11 protein-coding genes, 19 tRNA genes and 3 rRNA genes are annotated in these 16,967 nt (G+C 37.9%); 27 read left to right on the plus strand and 6 right to left on the minus strand.

Annotated features, from left to right (window positions below):
* Positions 1 to 14: 14 nt before the first annotated feature.
* From BW732_RS09665 to BW732_RS09770, 22 genes are all read left to right on the plus strand, one after another.
* Positions 15 to 2,926: ribosomal RNA gene (locus BW732_RS09665) — 23S ribosomal RNA — on the plus strand.
* 85 nt (positions 2,927 to 3,011) lie between these two features.
* Positions 3,012 to 3,127 (plus strand): 5S ribosomal RNA (gene rrf, locus BW732_RS09670).
* Positions 3,128 to 3,139: 12 nt separating this feature from the next.
* A tRNA-Asn gene (locus tag BW732_RS09675) sits at positions 3,140 to 3,213 on the plus strand.
* A gap of 32 nt (positions 3,214 to 3,245) precedes the next feature.
* Positions 3,246 to 3,335 (plus strand) — tRNA-Ser (locus BW732_RS09680).
* A 15-nt stretch (positions 3,336 to 3,350) separates the two neighbouring features.
* Positions 3,351 to 3,422 (plus strand) — tRNA-Glu (locus BW732_RS09685).
* An 87-nt stretch (positions 3,423 to 3,509) separates the two neighbouring features.
* Positions 3,510 to 3,582, plus strand: a tRNA-Asp gene (locus BW732_RS09690).
* Positions 3,583 to 3,586: 4 nt separating this feature from the next.
* Positions 3,587 to 3,659: transfer RNA gene (locus BW732_RS09695), tRNA-Phe, on the plus strand.
* Between the two features lie 4 nt (positions 3,660 to 3,663).
* Positions 3,664 to 3,744 (plus strand) — tRNA-Tyr (locus BW732_RS09700).
* 7 nt (positions 3,745 to 3,751) lie between these two features.
* Positions 3,752 to 3,822: transfer RNA gene (locus BW732_RS09705), tRNA-Trp, on the plus strand.
* 19 nt (positions 3,823 to 3,841) lie between these two features.
* A tRNA-His gene (locus BW732_RS09710) sits at positions 3,842 to 3,914 on the plus strand.
* A gap of 9 nt (positions 3,915 to 3,923) precedes the next feature.
* Positions 3,924 to 3,995, plus strand: a tRNA-Gln gene (locus BW732_RS09715).
* A gap of 14 nt (positions 3,996 to 4,009) precedes the next feature.
* Positions 4,010 to 4,080 (plus strand) — tRNA-Cys (locus BW732_RS09720).
* A 17-nt stretch (positions 4,081 to 4,097) separates the two neighbouring features.
* A tRNA-Leu gene (locus BW732_RS09725) sits at positions 4,098 to 4,181 on the plus strand.
* A gap of 32 nt (positions 4,182 to 4,213) precedes the next feature.
* Positions 4,214 to 4,286: transfer RNA gene (locus BW732_RS09730), tRNA-His, on the plus strand.
* 7 nt (positions 4,287 to 4,293) lie between these two features.
* Positions 4,294 to 4,365 (plus strand) — tRNA-Gln (locus BW732_RS09735).
* 12 nt (positions 4,366 to 4,377) lie between these two features.
* Positions 4,378 to 4,493: ribosomal RNA gene (rrf, locus tag BW732_RS09740) — 5S ribosomal RNA — on the plus strand.
* Positions 4,494 to 4,506: 13 nt separating this feature from the next.
* Positions 4,507 to 4,578 (plus strand) — tRNA-Glu (locus BW732_RS09745).
* 87 nt (positions 4,579 to 4,665) lie between these two features.
* A tRNA-Asp gene (locus BW732_RS09750) sits at positions 4,666 to 4,738 on the plus strand.
* 4 nt (positions 4,739 to 4,742) lie between these two features.
* Positions 4,743 to 4,815: transfer RNA gene (locus tag BW732_RS09755), tRNA-Phe, on the plus strand.
* 4 nt (positions 4,816 to 4,819) lie between these two features.
* Positions 4,820 to 4,900 (plus strand) — tRNA-Tyr (locus BW732_RS09760).
* Positions 4,901 to 4,913: 13 nt separating this feature from the next.
* Positions 4,914 to 4,986, plus strand: a tRNA-His gene (locus BW732_RS09765).
* A gap of 8 nt (positions 4,987 to 4,994) precedes the next feature.
* Positions 4,995 to 5,066: transfer RNA gene (locus BW732_RS09770), tRNA-Gln, on the plus strand.
* A 131-nt stretch (positions 5,067 to 5,197) separates the two neighbouring features.
* Here the strand turns inward: BW732_RS09770 and BW732_RS09775 are convergent.
* Positions 5,198 to 5,857, minus strand: a complete 660-nt coding sequence (locus BW732_RS09775; protein WP_077276556.1) for a metal-dependent transcriptional regulator — start codon at positions 5,855 to 5,857, stop codon at positions 5,198 to 5,200.
* Positions 5,858 to 6,003: 146 nt separating this feature from the next.
* On the opposite strand from BW732_RS09775, the gene BW732_RS09780 reads away from it, so the two are divergent.
* Together BW732_RS09780 and BW732_RS09785 are read left to right on the plus strand one after the other, a co-directional pair.
* The gene (locus BW732_RS09780; RefSeq protein WP_077276557.1) at positions 6,004 to 6,363 is read left to right on the plus strand and encodes an arsenate reductase family protein; all 360 of its coding nucleotides are present in this window, start codon (positions 6,004 to 6,006) and stop codon (positions 6,361 to 6,363) included.
* A gap of 12 nt (positions 6,364 to 6,375) precedes the next feature.
* The gene (locus tag BW732_RS09785; protein WP_077276558.1) at positions 6,376 to 6,660 is read left to right on the plus strand and encodes a glycine cleavage system H family protein; all 285 of its coding nucleotides are present in this window, start codon (positions 6,376 to 6,378) and stop codon (positions 6,658 to 6,660) included.
* 91 nt (positions 6,661 to 6,751) lie between these two features.
* On the opposite strand, the gene BW732_RS09790 is transcribed toward BW732_RS09785, so the two are convergent.
* Positions 6,752 to 8,056, minus strand: coding sequence for an ISL3 family transposase (locus BW732_RS09790; RefSeq protein WP_077274886.1), 1,305 nt, complete (start codon positions 8,054 to 8,056; stop codon positions 6,752 to 6,754).
* A gap of 307 nt (positions 8,057 to 8,363) precedes the next feature.
* Between BW732_RS09790 and BW732_RS09795 the strand changes: the two genes are divergently transcribed.
* Both BW732_RS09795 and nifJ read left to right on the plus strand, forming a co-directional pair.
* Positions 8,364 to 8,813, plus strand: a complete 450-nt coding sequence (locus BW732_RS09795; protein ID WP_077276559.1) for a flavodoxin — start codon at positions 8,364 to 8,366, stop codon at positions 8,811 to 8,813.
* Between the two features lie 30 nt (positions 8,814 to 8,843).
* Positions 8,844 to 12,377, plus strand: a complete 3,534-nt coding sequence (gene nifJ, locus BW732_RS09800) for a pyruvate:ferredoxin (flavodoxin) oxidoreductase (protein WP_077276560.1) — start codon at positions 8,844 to 8,846, stop codon at positions 12,375 to 12,377.
* 44 nt (positions 12,378 to 12,421) lie between these two features.
* Here nifJ and BW732_RS09805 read toward each other — a convergent pair whose 3' ends face one another.
* From BW732_RS09805 to BW732_RS09810, 3 genes are all read right to left on the minus strand, one after another.
* Positions 12,422 to 13,360 carry a GGDEF domain-containing protein gene (locus BW732_RS09805; RefSeq protein WP_077276561.1) on the minus strand — a complete coding sequence of 313 codons (939 nt, stop codon included), beginning with the start codon at positions 13,358 to 13,360 and terminating at the stop codon, positions 12,422 to 12,424.
* 74 nt (positions 13,361 to 13,434) lie between these two features.
* Positions 13,435 to 13,611 (minus strand): hypothetical protein, encoded by a 177-nt coding sequence (locus BW732_RS11435; RefSeq protein ID WP_161485552.1) that lies wholly within the window; start codon positions 13,609 to 13,611, stop codon positions 13,435 to 13,437.
* Between the two features lie 2 nt (positions 13,612 to 13,613).
* Positions 13,614 to 15,128, minus strand: coding sequence for a helix-turn-helix domain-containing protein (locus BW732_RS09810; RefSeq protein ID WP_161485553.1), 1,515 nt, complete (start codon positions 15,126 to 15,128; stop codon positions 13,614 to 13,616).
* Between the two features lie 268 nt (positions 15,129 to 15,396).
* Between BW732_RS09810 and BW732_RS09815 the strand changes: the two genes are divergently transcribed.
* The gene (locus BW732_RS09815; protein ID WP_077276908.1) at positions 15,397 to 16,095 is read left to right on the plus strand and encodes a zinc metallopeptidase; all 699 of its coding nucleotides are present in this window, start codon (positions 15,397 to 15,399) and stop codon (positions 16,093 to 16,095) included.
* Here BW732_RS09815 and BW732_RS09820 read toward each other — a convergent pair.
* Positions 16,092 to 16,940: a helix-turn-helix domain-containing protein gene (locus BW732_RS09820; RefSeq protein ID WP_077276563.1), complete on the minus strand. Its 849-nt coding sequence runs from the start codon at positions 16,938 to 16,940 to the stop codon at positions 16,092 to 16,094. The two genes, BW732_RS09815 and BW732_RS09820, sit on opposite strands and share 4 nt — an antisense overlap.
* Positions 16,941 to 16,967 lie beyond the last annotated feature (27 nt).

The raw sequence follows: 16,967 nt of genomic DNA on the forward strand, positions 1-16,967 counted from the left end.
ATTAGGTTAGAAAAGGTTAAGTGAATAAGGGCGCACGGTGGATGCCTTGGCACTAGAAGCCGATGAAGGACGGGACTAACGCCGATATGCTTCGGGGAGCTGTAAGTAAGCTTTGATCCGGAGATTTCCGAATGGGGGAACCCAATACCTTTTATAGGGTATTATCTATTAGTGAATACATAGCTAATAGAAGGTAGACGCAGAGAACTGAAACATCTAAGTACCTGCAGGAAGAGAAAGAAAAATCGATTTCCTTAGTAGCGGCGAGCGAAACGGAAACAGCCCAAACCAATGAGCTTGCTCATTGGGGTTGTAGGACTCAGCTGTGGTAGCTGTTGTAAATAGTCAAATCGACCTGGAAAGGTCAGCCGGAGCGGGTAAAAGCCCCGTAGACGAAATTGACAACACACCTATGAGTATCCTGAGTACGGCGGAACACGAGAAATTCCGTCGGAATCCGGGAGGACCATCTCCCAAGGCTAAATACTCTCTAGTGACCGATAGTGAACCAGTACCGTGAGGGAAAGGTGAAAAGCACCCCGGAAGGGGAGTGAAATAGAACCTGAAACCGTGTGCCTACAAAAAGTCAAAGCCCGTTAATGGGTGATGGCGTGCCTTTTGCAGAATGAACCGGCGAGTTACGATTGCATGCGAGGTTAAGCTGAAGAAGCGGAGCCGTAGCGAAAGCGAGTCTGAATAGGGCGACGTAGTATGTAGTTGTAGACCCGAAACCATGTGACCTACCCATGTCCAGGTTGAAGGTGCGGTAAAACGCACTGGAGGACCGAACCCACGTACGTTGAAAAGTGCGGGGATGAGGTGTGGGTAGCGGAGAAATTCCAATCGAACTTGGAGATAGCTGGTTCTCTCCGAAATAGCTTTAGGGCTAGCCTCGGAATTAAGAATGATGGAGGTAGAGCACTGTTTGGACTAGGGGCCCGTCTTGGGTTACCGAATTCAGATAAACTCCGAATGCCATTCATTTATATCCGGGAGTCAGACAGTGAGTGATAAGATCCATTGTCGAAAGGGAAACAGCCCAGACCACCAGTTAAGGTCCCAAAATATATGTTAAGTGGAAAAGGATGTGAGGGTGCACAAACAACTAGGATGTTGGCTTAGAAGCAGCCACCATTTAAAGAGTGCGTAATAGCTCACTAGTCGAGTGCCCTTGCGCCGAAAATGTACCGGGGCTAAACATATTACCGAAACTGTGGATAGAACCTTTGGTTCTATGGTAGGAGAGCGTTCTAAGGGCGTTGAAGCTAGATCGTGAGGACTAGTGGAGCGCTTAGAAGTGAGAATGCCGGTATGAGTAGCGAAAGACAGGTGAGAATCCTGTCCACCGAATGACTAAGGTTTCCTGGGGAAGGCTCGTCCTCCCAGGGTTAGTCGGGACCTAAGCCGAGGCCGATAGGCGTAGGCGATGGACAACAGGTTGAGATTCCTGTACTCGTTTGTTTTGTTTGAACAATGGAGGGACACAGGAGGTTACGGAAGCGCACTGTTGGATATGTGCGTATAAGCAACAAGTCTTGGTGTGAGTCAAATGCTTACACCTCTAAGGACGAGTTGTGATGTGGAGGGAAATTTAGTACCGAAGTTCCAATATCACACTGTCAAGAAAATCTTCTAGTTAGAAGCAAACGACCCGTACCGCAAACCGACACAGGTAGTCGAGGAGAGAATCCTAAGGTGAGCGAGAGAACTCTTGTTAAGGAACTCGGCAAAATGACCCCGTAACTTCGGGAGAAGGGGTGCTAAACGCAAGTTTAGCCGCAGTGAATAGGCCCAAGCGACTGTTTATCAAAAACACAGGTCTCTGCAAAATCGAAAGATGACGTATAGGGGCTGACGCCTGCCCGGTGCTGGAAGGTTAAGAGGATGGGTTAGCAATAGCGAAGCTCAGAATTGAAGCCCCAGTAAACGGCGGCCGTAACTATAACGGTCCTAAGGTAGCGAAATTCCTTGTCGGGTAAGTTCCGACCCGCACGAAAGGCGTAACGATTTGGGCACTGTCTCAACAAGAGACTCGGTGAAATTTTAGTACCTGTGAAGATGCAGGTTACCCGCGACAGGACGGAAAGACCCCATGGAGCTTTACTGTAGTTTGATATTGACTGTTTGTGACACATGTACAGGATAGGTAGGAGCCGTTGAACTCGGAACGCTAGTTTCGAGGGAGGCATTGGTGGGATACTACCCTTGTGTTATGACCAGTCTAACCCGCGCCACTTATCGTGGCGGGAGACAGTGTCAGATGGACAGTTTGACTGGGGCGGTCGCCTCCTAAAATGTAACGGAGGCGCCCAAAGGTTCCCTCAGAATGGTTGGAAATCATTCGAAGAGTGTAAAGGCAAAAGGGAGCTTGACTGCGAGAGTTACAACTCGAGCAGGGACGAAAGTCGGGCTTAGTGATCCGGTGGTTCCGCATGGAAGGGCCATCGCTCAACGGATAAAAGCTACCCTGGGGATAACAGGCTTATCTCCCCCAAGAGTTCACATCGACGGGGAGGTTTGGCACCTCGATGTCGGCTCGTCGCATCCTGGGGCTGTAGTCGGTCCCAAGGGTTGGGCTGTTCGCCCATTAAAGCGGCACGCGAGCTGGGTTCAGAACGTCGTGAGACAGTTCGGTCCCTATCCGTCGCGGGCGTTGGAAATTTGAGAGGAGCTGTCCTTAGTACGAGAGGACCGGGATGGACATACCTCTGGTGTACCAGTTGTTCTGCCAAGGGCATTGCTGGGTAGCTATGTATGGACGGGATAAACGCTGAAAGCATCTAAGCGTGAAGCCCCCCTCAAGATGAGATTTCCCATTTCTTTAAGAAAGTAAGATCCCTGAGAGATGATCAGGTAGATAGGCTAGGAGTGGAAGTACAGTGATGTATGGAGCGGACTAGTACTAATCGATCGAGGACTTAACCAAATAAACGGTGTCACTTATGTTAATGATAACTTCAAATCCAGTTTTGAGTGAGCAATCACTTAATTAAATAGAACACTTATAGAAGTGTGGTGGCGATGGCAAGAAGGATACACCTGTAACCATGCCGAACACAGCAGTTAAGCTTCTTAGCGCCGAGGGTAGTGAAGGGTTTCTCTTTGTGAGAGTAGGACGCTGCCACGCATTTATAAGTATTCCGGCATAGCTCAGTTGGTAGTAGCGCATGACTGTTAATCATGATGTCGTAGGTTCGAGTCCTACTGCCGGAGTCCTTTTAAAGAGTCATTAAAAGCTAAAGCTTGGAGAGTTGTCCGAGTTGGCCGAAGGAGCATGATTGGAAATCATGTAGGCGGTAATAACTGTCTCAAGGGTTCGAATCCCTTACTCTCCGTAAAATAATAAATAAGGCCCGTTGGTCAAGCGGTTAAGACACCGCCCTTTCACGGCGGTAACACGGGTTCGATTCCCGTACGGGTCATAACAATAAATATATAAAGTTTTCAGATGGGAAAAGTCTTATTTAGCCAATAAGAATAGATGGTTCGAATCCATAAACTTTTTAAATGGTTCCGTGGTGTAGGGGTTAACATGCCTGCCTGTCACGCAGGAGATCGCGGGTTCAAATCCCGTCGGGACCGTTTAGGCGCAGTAGCTCAGTTGGTAGAGCAACGGATTGAAGCTCCGTGTGTCGGCAGTTCGATTCTGTCTTGCGCCATTTTGGAGGGATAGCGAAGTGGCTAAACGCGGCGGACTGTAAATCCGCTCCTTCGGGTTCGGCAGTTCGAATCTGCCTCCCTCCATTTTTATAGGGGTATAGTTTAGTGGTAGAACTACGGTCTCCAAAACCGTCAGCGTGGGTTCGAGTCCTACTACCCCTGTTGCTTCAATAGTATTATGGCGATTGTGGCGAAGTGGTTAACGCATCGGATTGTGGTTCCGACACGCGTGGGTTCGATTCCCATCAGTCGCCTTTTTTTATTGGGCTATAGCCAAGCGGTAAGGCAACGGACTTTGACTCCGTCACTCGTTGGTTCGAATCCAGCTAGCCCAGTTTTAATATGGTATGGCGGTATAGCCAAGTGGTAAGGCAGAGGTCTGCAACACCTTTATCATCGGTTCAAATCCGGTTACCGCCTTTTTCTAATTAATATATGCCGGCGTGGCGGAATTGGCAGACGCGCTGGACTCAAAATCCTGTGCCCGCAAGGGCGTGCCGGTTCGACCCCGGCCGCCGGTATTAGTTAGATTTTTTATTTTAATAGTATTATGGCGATTGTGGCGAAGTGGTTAACGCATCGGATTGTGGTTCCGACACGCGTGGGTTCGATTCCCATCAGTCGCCCTTTTAATGGGCTATAGCCAAGCGGTAAGGCAACGGACTTTGACTCCGTCACTCGTTGGTTCGAATCCAGCTAGCCCAGTTTATTTTATAGTATGGTAATAATGGCAAGAAGGATACACCTGTAACCATGTCGAACACAGTAGTTAAGTTTCTTAGCGCCGAGGGTAGTGAAGGGTTTCTCTTTGTGAGAGTAGGACATTGCCATGCTAGATAGATAATAGGCCCGTTGGTCAAGCGGTTAAGACACCGCCCTTTCACGGCGGTAACACGGGTTCGATTCCCGTACGGGTCATAACAATAAATATATAAAGTTTTCAGATGGGAAAAGTCTTATTTAGCCAATAAGAATAGATGGTTCGAATCCATAAACTTTTTAAATGGTTCCGTGGTGTAGGGGTTAACATGCCTGCCTGTCACGCAGGAGATCGCGGGTTCAAATCCCGTCGGGACCGTTTAGGCGCAGTAGCTCAGTTGGTAGAGCAACGGATTGAAGCTCCGTGTGTCGGCAGTTCGATTCTGTCTTGCGCCATTTTGGAGGGATAGCGAAGTGGCTAAACGCGGCGGACTGTAAATCCGCTCCTTCGGGTTCGGCAGTTCGAATCTGCCTCCCTCCATTTTTTTAATATGGCGATTGTGGCGAAGTGGTTAACGCATCGGATTGTGGTTCCGACACGCGTGGGTTCGATTCCCATCAGTCGCCTTTTTTAATGGGCTATAGCCAAGCGGTAAGGCAACGGACTTTGACTCCGTCACTCGTTGGTTCGAATCCAGCTAGCCCAGTATATAATTATTGATTAGTATATAAAATAAAAAGAAGATAGATTGAGTTTTCTCATATTCTATCTTCTTTTTTCTCATCTTTTATTGTACGAATTTAGTAAAAAACTGTTGGAGATTTAACTTCCAACAGTTTAAGTATAACTAGAAAAAATCAAGTGTGCTTGTTTTAGGCTAATATGAAATGTTTTATCTGATTGATTAATTGTAAAGACAATCAATTCGTTAAAATGATCAATATCTACTATATGGATAGTATCACCTACCGTTAAGTTAATTGACGACATATAATTTAAAACGGAAGTATCATCCATAACGCGGCCAATTATTAAGGAATCACCTGGTTTAAAATCAGAAATAGGTATTAAAGAAGGCTCTCGATAGTTATCATGTGTTGGAATGATTCCACCATGCGGGCAAGTTTTTGGTTTACTTAAGTATGTAAATAAGCGATCAAAAAAGATAGGATCTTTAACGTGTTCTAATTCTTCAGATAAATGGTGCAAATCATGAAGTGAATAGCCTAGTTTGTCATATAGAAAGGTTTCGATAATTCGATGATTTCTGATGATTGTAATGGTTTGATTAAGACCATTTAATGTTAATTTGACACCAGTATAAGGCTTATATTCTAAAAGGCCGTCACTTTGAAGTTTTTCTACCATTTCTGTGACTGAAGCAGGTGAGACATTTAAATGTTGCGATAAGGTTTTATTAGAAACGAATTCATCAATACCATTATTCTCATAAATCGCTTTTAGGTAATCTTCTTTATTACTCGATGATTTCTTCATAGGGGCCTCCTAAAGTAATATTGTAATCGGCTAACTAACTAATCAATTATAACATAGTTTACTAATTTTTTTAAACATTATTAGTCTAGGATATTTTTTTATAAATGACTATGATATACTACAATAGAGAAAGAGAGGTTGATATAATGGTAACGTTTTATTGGTACCCAAAGTGTTCAACTTGCAAAAAAGCTAAAGTCTGGTTAGATGAGCACGCGATTGATTACAAGATAATTAATATGATAGAAGAACCACCAGCAAAAGATTTATTAATTACATGGATGAATGATAATGATTATCCTATTCGACGTTTCTTTAATACTAGTGGTATCAAATATCGGGAGCAGCATCTGAAAGATATTGTTAATGAATTTACTGTGGAAGAAGCGGCAAGTCGTTTGACAGTTGATGGTATGCTTATTAAGCGTCCGATTATGCTATTAGCCAATAATCAGGTATTACTTGGTTTTAAGGAAAAAGAATATGAGGAAGCATTTTTAAATTAGGAGGTAAAATTGATGACTGATAAAAATTTATGGATTAAAGAAGAAGGAGACTTGATTAGAGTTGGTTTGTCTGAACAAGCACAAGATGATTTAGGAAAAATTAGTTTTGCTTCTTTTCCAAAAGTCGGTACAATTGTTGAATTAGGTGACGAAGTTGTTGAGCTAGAAGCTGAAAAAGCTGTAGTTGAATATGAATCACCTGTTTCGGGAACAGTCGTTGAGGTGAATGAGGCTGCACAAAATCAACCTAGTTTACTTGATGAAGCAAAGGCTTGGTTATTTGTAGTTAAACCTTAATTAAAAAGGGCTCTTTGTCAAATCGGACTGATGAGTCGGATATATGAGATGATAAATTTGAGATTATTCTCAGATTTATCATCTTTTTTAGTTATTTAATTTTAATAAGGCCGTTTATCAAGAAAATTCTTATGCGCATATTCGTAAAGGAGTTGAACCCGTAGGAAACTCTTTTAAGAGTTTTTATATGAGTGTTCTTAGCTTCGATTTTTCCATTGGAAAAATTATATTTTAGGGCATTTCGAATACCTTCCTCGTAGGAAATCAGATTGTCTATTTTATTTCTAAATTGTCTATCCAAGCTATCGGGTAAATCTTTCAATAGTTCGAAAAATGACTGGTCATCTTTGTTTCTAAAGTGATACATTAGTAAATGAAAGATATCATAAGCTTCTTTTAGATTAGAAGAGAATGAAAGTAGTCGATCAATCATCATAGATTCCGTTAAAAGAGGATGCTTTGGAGAAGGAAAGCTTCTCCAGGTTTTGAATTCTGAAATGGAAATAGTTGTTTGATTTTTCAGAAGACATTTCCAGTTTGATTTTAATTTATTGGCTTCTGAATTTTTCTTGTTGGCAACTAATGTCTTCATTTCTCGTACTCTCAAATCATTAAAAGCAGTGTTCAAATGCTTTACAATATGAAATCGATCAATGACTAGCTTAGCAGTAGGAAAGACTGTTTTAGTCAATTGAAAGTAAGCTGCATTCATATCTGTTACTAAAAATTTAACTTTTCTCCGTTCCTCCAATGAAGAGCGATTAAAGTAAGGAATGATTTTCTCTAATTTCCTACTAGGTAAAACGTCCACTAATTCACCTGTTTTCCCATCAGCACATATGAAGTTCATTTTATCTTCATAACTAGCGTGAGATCTAAACTCATCTACCATTAAAACTTCTGGAAAAGATCGAGGTTTAAGTTGTTGTGGGAGCTGTGATTCAACGGACTTAAGAACTCTTAAAACTGTAGTTAAAGAAACTTGGCATTGTTTAGATATAACTGTCATAGAGATTTTCTCAGTTAATAATTCTAAAATCTTCAAAGTAATAAATTTACTGATATGACAATTTTTTTCAACAATAGAACACTGTGCGGTCCAATTGTGAGAACAGTTTTTACAATGGAATCGTTGTTTCTTTAGTTTTAAAACAGTAGGCATATTTTGATAAGAATCTAATCGAATAGTTACTTCTTTTTTTCCATTCCTAACAACCACACTTTTTCCTTCATTATCAACAACAGTTGACCCACAGGATTTACAAGCCGAAGGCATGGGAGAATAGATGCCAAAGATAATTAAAGAGTTCTTTCCTTTAACTTTAGCTTCCTCCGTATTTGTTAAATATAAATGTTCATCTGTAATTCGTAGCATTTTTTTGATATGATTATTCACGACATGTCGTCCTTTCTATCTTAGATTTTTGGTGGTACTTAAATTTTACTAGATAGACGACATGTTTTATATTTAAATAAACTAAAAAAGGACTGATGAATCAAATTTTGATTCATCAGTCCTTTAAATTATAGAGCCTTAAAAAGCCGTAAAATTGGATTGACTCCCAATTTTACGGCTTTTTTTTATCTAAATAAAAATTGGTTAATTTTGATTCAGAGCATTCATCTTAGCAAATTTTTATGTTAGAATTGATTTGTATAACTTGTGAAATTTTTATATAAATATAAGAATGTGAGGTTTTTTTATGACGTTGGCAAAAATAGTTTACGCAAGTATGACTGGTAATACAGAAGAGATTTCTGAAATTATAGAAGATAAATTAATTGATGCAGGTTTAGAAGTAGAGCGTGAAGAATGTTCAGATGTTGAATCAGATTTTTTTGATGATGCAGATATTTGTATTGTCGCAACTTATACATATGGCGATGGTGATTTACCGTATGAAATTGAAGACTTTTTTGAAGATTTAGCAGATGAAGAATTAACAGACCAAATTTTTGGCGTTGTGGGATCAGGTGATACAGAGTATGGTGAGTACTATTGCCAATCAGCACGTGATTTTGTGACTCAATTTGAAAAGGCCGGTGCTACAAGAGGTGCTGAATTAGTATGTATTGAACATAATGCTGAAGGTGAAGACCTCGATTTATTGCAAGGCTTTGTGGATGAATTAGTTGAAAAAGTCAATGGATAGCAATTAGAAAGTTAAAAGAAGGTGTGACAAATGACACATAAAATAACTATGGATGGTAATACAGCTGCAGCTTATATTTCTTATGCATTTACAGAGGTTACAGCGGTTTATCCGATTACGCCGAGTTCAACAATGGCTGAAGTTGTTGAGGAATGGTCAATGAAAGAACGCCCCAATTTATTTGGTGAAGTTCCGAAAGTTATCAGTATGCAATCAGAAGCCGGTGCTGCTGGAGCCGTACATGGATCGTTAAAAACGGGTGCTTTAACCTCGACATATACCGCATCTCAGGGATTACTATTAATGATCCCTAATATGTACAAGATTGCTGGAGAACTATTACCGACAGTATTTCATGTTGCAAGTCGTGCAGTAACTACGAATGCACTAAGTATTTTTGGTGATCATGGAGATGTCATGGCAGCACGTCAAACGGGGTTCTGCATGTTGGCTGAGAGTTCCGTTCAAGAAGTCATGGATTTATCTGCAGTGGCGCATTTAGCAAGTTTAAAAGCAAGTCTACCATTTATCAATTTTTTTGATGGCTTCCGAACGAGTCATGAACTTCAAAAAATTGATGTCATTCAATATGCTGATTTAGAAAAATTAGTCGATTATGATGCTTTGAAACGCTTTAGGTTACGTGGTATGACACCAAATCGGCCGAACGTATCAGGTACGGCACAAAATCCTGATATTCATTTCCAACAGCGTGAAACGATTAATCAATACTATGATATTGTTCCAGATATTGTCCAAGAATATATGGGGAAGATTAATCAGTTACGTGGAACTAATTATGATTTGACAACGTATTATGGTTCAAGTGAGGCGACAGAAGTTATTATATCGATGGGATCAGTCTCACCAACAATTCGTCAAACTGTCGATTATTTGAATCAACAAGGACGTAAAGTGGGGCATCTTAATATTCATTTATATCGACCATTTCCAACTGAAAATATGTTAGCTAAATTACCAGAGACGGTTGAAAGAATTGCCGTATTGGACAGGACAAAAGAACCAGGCTCTGATGGTGAACCATTATTATTGGATGTTCAGAGTGCATTATATCGTCATCCTAAACGTCCAATTGTGATTGGTGGGCGATATGGCTTAGGCTCTAAAGACGTTCCTCCGGTTCAAATTAAAGCTGTTTTTGATCACTTATCCTTACCCGTTGAGCAATTAAAATTCCGATTCACAGTAGGAATTACAGATGATGTAACACATCTATCCTTACCAGTTTCGGGCATGCTTGACTTAACACCTGATACAACATTTCAAGCAAAATTTTGGGGATTTGGTTCGGATGGAACGGTTGGTGCTAATAAACAAGCTATTAAAATCATAGGGAACCACACTGATTTATATGCCCAAGGTTACTTCTCTTATGATTCTAAAAAATCTGGTGGATTAACAATTTCGCACTTGCGATTTGGCCCAGAGCCTATTGAATCAACCTATTATATTGAGCAAGCAGATTTTATTGGCTGTCATAATGCATCTTATATTCATAAATATGATTTGATTGATAGCTTAAAACTAGGTGGGACCTTCATATTAAACACTACTTGGGATAAAGCACGTGTGCTAAGACTTTTACCAAAACAGTTGAAAAAAAAGTTGGCGGATAAACAGGCTAAGTTTTATATTATTAATGCGCTTGATATCGCACAGCAAGTCGGCTTAGGACGTCGAATTAATACAGTTATGTCAACAGCCTTTTTTGAGTTGACAGATTTAATGGAAAGAGAGCAATTTATCCCTTATTTAAAAGAAGAAGTTGCAAAAGCCTATGGTAAAAAATCAGAAGAAGTTGTCCAAAAAAATCAAGCTGCTATCGATTTGACAGGCCAACATTTGATTCCTGTTGATATCCCAGAGGAATGGCGGACACTAACAATTCTAGAAGAGGAAGTCGACTGGACTAAACCAAAATATGTACGTGAAATCTTAGAGCCTGTTAATCGTCAAGAAGGCGATTCTTTAACTGTTAAGAATCTTTTAGATAATCACATGGCAGATGGCACTATCCCAAGTGGAACAGCAGCTTACGAAAAACGTGGGATTGCACTAGAAGTACCTGAATGGATACCAGATGCTTGTACAATGTGTAATGAATGTGCCTTTGTTTGTCCTCATGCAGCGATTCGACCATTTTTAGCGGATGATGAGGAGATGATAGAAGCACCAGAAGGATTTATTGTCCGTGAAATGCGTGGAGCAAATGGCTTAATGTATCGTATTCAAGTGTCGTTGGAGGATTGTACTGGTTGCGGTCTTTGTGTGGAAGTTTGTCCTGCTAAAGAAAAAGCATTAGTGATGAAACCGTATGAAGAACAAAAAGAAGAAGCAGTGAACTGGGCATTTGCCATGACTTTGAAACAAAAAGCAAATCCTGTAAAGAAAAAAGAAAGCATCAAAGGGTCACAATTTGAAAAACCGTTAATTGAATTTTCAGGTGCGTGCTCTGGTTGTGGTGAAACATCCTATGTTAAGTTATTAACGCAACTTTACGGTGATAGACTTGTCATGTCGAATGCTACCGGTTGTTCGTCAATTTGGGGTGGTTCAGCACCAGCAACACCTTATACGACAAACGAAGATGGCCAGGGACCAGCATGGAGTAATTCATTACTTGAAGATAATGCAGAATATGGCTTTGGTATGTATATTGCGAATAAAACACAAAGGTTAGCACTTAAGCAACAGATTGAAAGAATTTTAGGGCAACAGACTGTTTCTGATAGTTTACAAGCATTACTTCAGGATTGGATTGATCATATGTTTGAAGGAAATGGTTCACGCCAACGTGCAACGAAACTTGAATCAGCTTTGTTAGCCGAGATGGAAGATAATGTTAGTTTATATCATCTCTATGAGCAACGAGATTTATTTGTTAAACCTAGTCAATGGATGATTGGTGGTGATGGTTGGGCCTATGATATTGGTTTTAGTGGACTTGACCATGTTTTAGCAAGTGGTGAGGATGTTAATTTATTTGTTTTAGATAATGAAATGTACTCTAATACAGGTGGTCAGGTATCAAAAGCAACACCAACAGCAGCAATTACTAAATTTACGTCTTCTGGTAAACGGACAGCGAAAAAGGATTTAGGTATGATGGCAATGACTTATGGTCACGTATACGTTGCGCAAGTTGCACTAAATGCTAATCCAACACAAACAATTAAAGCCATTTCTGAGGCTGAAGCTTATCCTGGTCCATCATTAATTATTGGATTTGTTCCATGTATTAACCATGGGATTAAAGGTGGTATGGGTCAGGCAATTGAATTTTCAAAAGAAGCTGTAGAATCAGGGTACTGGCCATTGTATCGTTACAATCCGTTATTATTAGAAAAAGGTAAAGAGCCAATGAAGATTGATTCAAAACGAGCAAATTTTGATCGTCTACCAGATTTCTTTAAACATCAAACTCGTTTTTCAGCATTAACTAAGGTTTTAGCAACAGAACAAGAAGTATCAAGATTATTAGAACAATCTGCTGATGATACGATTGAAAAAAATCAGCGCTATAAAGAGTTATCAGGTAAATAAATGAAAAATGCTCGAGATAACTAGTAATTAGTTAACTCGAGCATTTAAATTTTGACAATAGTATGTTCTACGGTATTTTTACCTTTATTTTTCGCTAGATACAGTTGTTTATCGGCTAATTTAAAAATATCATCTGCTTGATAAGTTGTTATTTCTTCAGTTTCAGTATGATAAGTTGTAACAATACCAATGGATAAAGTAATCGGTATTATTACGTTGTCGATAATTAAAGGAGTGCCTTCTAACTCTTTCACAATTTTTCGACAATAATCTGAAGGCGATAAAAAAGCGGAAGGTGTATCATAGTTAAAAATGAGTGCCAGCTCATCTCCACCAATCCTAAAGCACTGAATATCTTGGTGGTTGACTAATGATTTAATGACAGTTGCAATTTTTTTTAGCAGTTGGTCGCCAGTAAGATGGCCATAAGTGTCATTCACCACTTTAAAATTATCAATATCTATAATAGCTAAAGAAAATGTCCGGTTTTGTTCAATTAAGCTATTAAAGGAATGTTCAAATAGAATCATGAAAGCTTCTTTATTATAGAAATTTGTAAGCTTGTCATATGTCGCAGAAGTCTTGTAAAGAGTAAGTTTTTTAAAAAATTCGATGACAGCATGAACAATCCAAGAAGTGATTAAAAAAATACTTGAAAAGACTACTAGATACATTGCCATATTAACGCTTAGAGACATTGTCCAAACTGGATAGAAAATAAAGGAAAAGATTAAAAAACGAGCTAATAGCACATAGCCAAGGAATAGTTGAGAAGTTATTTTAATCGGTAAATCTTTTTTATACAAGATATAGCTAATCCATAAAATAAATAAAGTGAATAAAAAGTTGTTTAAATATAAAGAAATGGATGCTCCAAGTAATATATATTCGATTGTTTTAAATGTTACAACAACAAATGCTGCGACTGTACCAATTAATGGTGCCCCATATATGACTGAAAAGAAAATTGGTAAATATCTCACGTCAATACGATTGAGCCCTTCAAAAGGGATGCTATTAAAAGAAATTAAAATACATAATAAGCCAATACCTAACCCTAACCATATTTTACTTTTTTTGAAAGCAAGAGACGATAAGATTTGGGATTAAAATTAATTTTATTCTCCCAAGTATTATCTAATGATAATCTCATGGCTGCAAAGTAAAGTCCTGAAATAGTACTGATTATCAAGGCTTGATTAATTAAAAATGAATTGATTAAGTCTAAAGCCATAATTATTGATCCTCTTCGAATATTTGGATGTCAGCAGTCATTCTAGGGCTTAATGTAAAAAATTTATTAACAGCATGACGAATATTAGCCCAATCTTGATTGGACGGGACATCATCAATGACTAACAGTTTGTTGACTGGCAGTAAAATAGTATTGAAATTAGTAATAATTAAATCGTAATCATTAAATTGATCAATTGATGTTTGATTTAAAAAGATAACTAAGTCATCATAGCCATATAAAGTAACTTTATTATAAAAGTTTTTTTGGATTGTTTTAATCAGAAAGTCGCGATGATCCTTACCTAAATCACTCATGACTAATACTTTGGCCTTTAATTTTTTTTCTTCAAGTAATTCAGATAAATTCTCCCATTTTATCATCAATCCATATAAAACAACATAACGATAGTGACTATACCAAGGAAAATGAGTTTCACGCTCCATCCGAAGTAATAGTTTCGCTACAACATCATCAAAGAAAGGTAAATTTTCTTTGATTGTTGTTCCACCATGGTAGTAGTGGTCAAAAATAATAAAGTTGCGATATGGATACACTTTATGATAGAGATATAAATATTTTAAATAATCTTCGATTTGATCGGCTACTAGGTTGCTTAAGGTAAGATCAAAGATATCACGTAAGGTTTTGATTAAGTGACGAATTGCTTTTATCACAGTTACTTTTTCAGAATCGCTTGTCCAATTATGACGATAATAAAAAATAGAGTGAATTAAATCGTTCAGTAAGTTTTCATCACATGTTAATTCTAAATCATTTACGATTTCTTCTAAAGGTATCTTGTTTTTTAATAAAACATTGGCATACTGTTCAGTTAATTCAGAATTATAAGTGTGAGAGTCATTATAAAAGCCTTGTTTGATTCGTATGAGACTAATATTAATTAAATTAGCGAGTTTCATGACTTGATTTTCGTCACAGCTAAGATTTAAGGTGTCTAAAATTGATAAGGCAAACGTGATGATTTTTTCGCGGTTAGTAGGAAATGGCCAATCCGTTATTGAATACGCTTCTCTAAAAAAACTTGTAAAAAAGAAACGAACAGTCAATTCGCTTTGTCCAACGATGCGACAGGGTTTTTTTTCTAAAGTTAAATCAAAATGATTTAATGAAGTGGATAAATCATTAATTATCCGATAAAGTGATGATTCACTGATAAATAAGGTTTCTCCCCATTTTTCAATACTTTTAGTCGTATCAAAGAAAATAGCATCTAAAAGTCTAAAAGCATCAGAGTTTTTTAATACATGGCTGTATACCAAACGAATATGACTACTGGGTAAAGTTTTTAAACGAACCCCATTTTTTTTAGATGTTTCGATGAGTAAATGTGGATACCAATTATCTTTTAAATAACTAACATCATTATTAATGGTTCGTAAAGATGCATTATTTTTTTGAGCTAATTCATTTGAGCTAATCCAATCAGACATTTCATTTAGTTGTTCAATGATTTTTAAACGCCTTTGTGTTGGAAGATCAAGTAATTCTCGCATGTTAATCAAGCCTCCCATATGTTTAAACAATCGATTATTTGCGATAGTGATTAATTATTTCTGTTATTTCGAACAAATAGATACATAGTAAAGATACACTATTTTGGTCTATAAATCTACTCAATAAAGCGAGGTTTATTGAAAAAAAGATTACTTTTAGTAGTTATATTAAAAAAATATCGTTATTATTACTAACTTAATTCATATTTATCTGTTAAACTATTCTATGATGAAGTACGTAATAAAAAAGGGGGAATATTAAATGTTTATGCCATATTATATGTTTGACCGTACGTATATTTTAATTATCATTGGTGTGGTTATTTCAATGATTGCGCCTAGTTATGTTAATAGTACATATCGTCGCTTTTCCAAGTCAATGAACCGAAAGGGTTATACTGCAAGTGACGTCGCTTCGATGATTTTAAGCGATGCTGGTATTCGAGATGTCGGTGTACAAAAAATTAGTGGAGATTTGACAGATAATTACAACTCAAAAACGAAGCGTCTCAGTCTATCGGAGACAGTCGCAGACTCCCAATCAGTCGCAGCAATTGGTGTAGCTGCTCATGAGTGTGGTCATGCGATTCAAGACCAACAAAACTACTTTCCTTTGAAACTAAGAATTGCCATGGTTCCAGTTGTTAACTTTGGGGCACAGATTTCGATACCGTTAATTTTAATTGGTGCCATTTTTTTCAGTAGTTTACCAATTCTAGTTAATATTGGTATTATCTGTTTTGCGTTAACTTTCCTATTTCAAATTGTTACGTTACCTGTAGAATTTAATGCTTCAAGGCGTGCGTTAGCTATTTTAGCCGATAATCAAATTCTAGATCAAGATGAGCTTAAAATGGCTCGTAAAGTGCTAGTAGCTGCATCATTCACCTATGTTGCTGCTGCGATTGCTTCACTTTTACAGTTACTACGTTTAGTATTAATTTTTGGTAATCGTCGTGATAATTAGGTAAGTAAAACATAACAGATTGCTAAATCATCCATATTTTTTAAGGATAGGCCTGTACGTTCATAGAATTTATCTAAGCGATATTGCAAGGTATTTCGATGAATGTACAGTTTTTTTGCTGTTGAGGTCAAATTTCCTTTTTCTTGCCACAATGTTTTAACGATGGTAGTTAAATCATCATCTAATTGTAACGTTTGCTTTAATGCTTGCATTGTAAAGCTTTGGGTAATACTGTTACTCGTAAGATAGTTTAAAGCAATGGTTTGAAATGAAAAAATGGTAGATTCTTTTTGTTGGTATTGAGTAAAAATTGTTTGTTCCTCAATAAAAAAATTACGAAATGTATCATTTTTTTGGTGGAAATTTCCAATGAAGACATTTGGTTTAACAGAAAAATCACTTTGCAATGTTAAGATCATACCTTCAATATCAGATAGTTCATAATGAATAGTCGAATTTTTTTCAATCAAAAGTGCTTCAGTTTCATTGATGAAAAAATAGTCCTCAATCGCGTTAAAAAGATTAGCAAAATGTGTTAACCAATCATTTGCATCATCACTTTTTTGATGTAACTTAACTTGAATGATTCGGTAAGCTGTATCTTCAGGCATAATATGTTCGTGTTGAAATAAAAAACGGTACCATGAATGTATCTCTAAAACATTAGTTTGGTGTGCGTCAGGACTTAGCGAATGAAGTAACTTAATCTCTGACTTGGACAAGTCTTTTAAAGGAATATGAAACCATTGATGTTCGATTGGAATGGACAGATAATCGGTCATGTCGGTTGCTTCAAGAGTAATCAAATGTTGTGGATAAATCGTTTTTAATTGTTCTAAATTCATAAAAAGATCCTTTCAATCTGTTTAGGT

This window comes from Vagococcus penaei (genome assembly GCF_001998885.1).
In the GTDB taxonomy this organism is placed as follows: domain Bacteria; phylum Bacillota; class Bacilli; order Lactobacillales; family Vagococcaceae; genus Vagococcus; species Vagococcus penaei.

Coding starts and splice junctions, on each gene's coding strand:
- BW732_RS09815 (WP_077276908.1), top strand. CDS start 15,397: ATGCCATATTATATGTTTGACCGTACGTATATTTTAATTATCATTGGT.
- BW732_RS09775 (WP_077276556.1), bottom strand. CDS start 5,857: ATGAAGAAATCATCGAGTAATAAAGAAGATTACCTAAAAGCGATTTAT.
- BW732_RS11435 (WP_161485552.1), bottom strand. CDS start 13,611: ATGGCTTTAGACTTAATCAATTCATTTTTAATTAATCAAGCCTTGATA.
- BW732_RS09780 (WP_077276557.1), top strand. CDS start 6,004: ATGGTAACGTTTTATTGGTACCCAAAGTGTTCAACTTGCAAAAAAGCT.
- BW732_RS09820 (WP_077276563.1), bottom strand. CDS start 16,940: ATGAATTTAGAACAATTAAAAACGATTTATCCACAACATTTGATTACT.
- BW732_RS09795 (WP_077276559.1), top strand. CDS start 8,364: ATGACGTTGGCAAAAATAGTTTACGCAAGTATGACTGGTAATACAGAA.
- nifJ (WP_077276560.1), top strand. CDS start 8,844: ATGACACATAAAATAACTATGGATGGTAATACAGCTGCAGCTTATATT.
- BW732_RS09785 (WP_077276558.1), top strand. CDS start 6,376: ATGACTGATAAAAATTTATGGATTAAAGAAGAAGGAGACTTGATTAGA.
- BW732_RS09810 (WP_161485553.1), bottom strand. CDS start 15,128: ATGCGAGAATTACTTGATCTTCCAACACAAAGGCGTTTAAAAATCATT.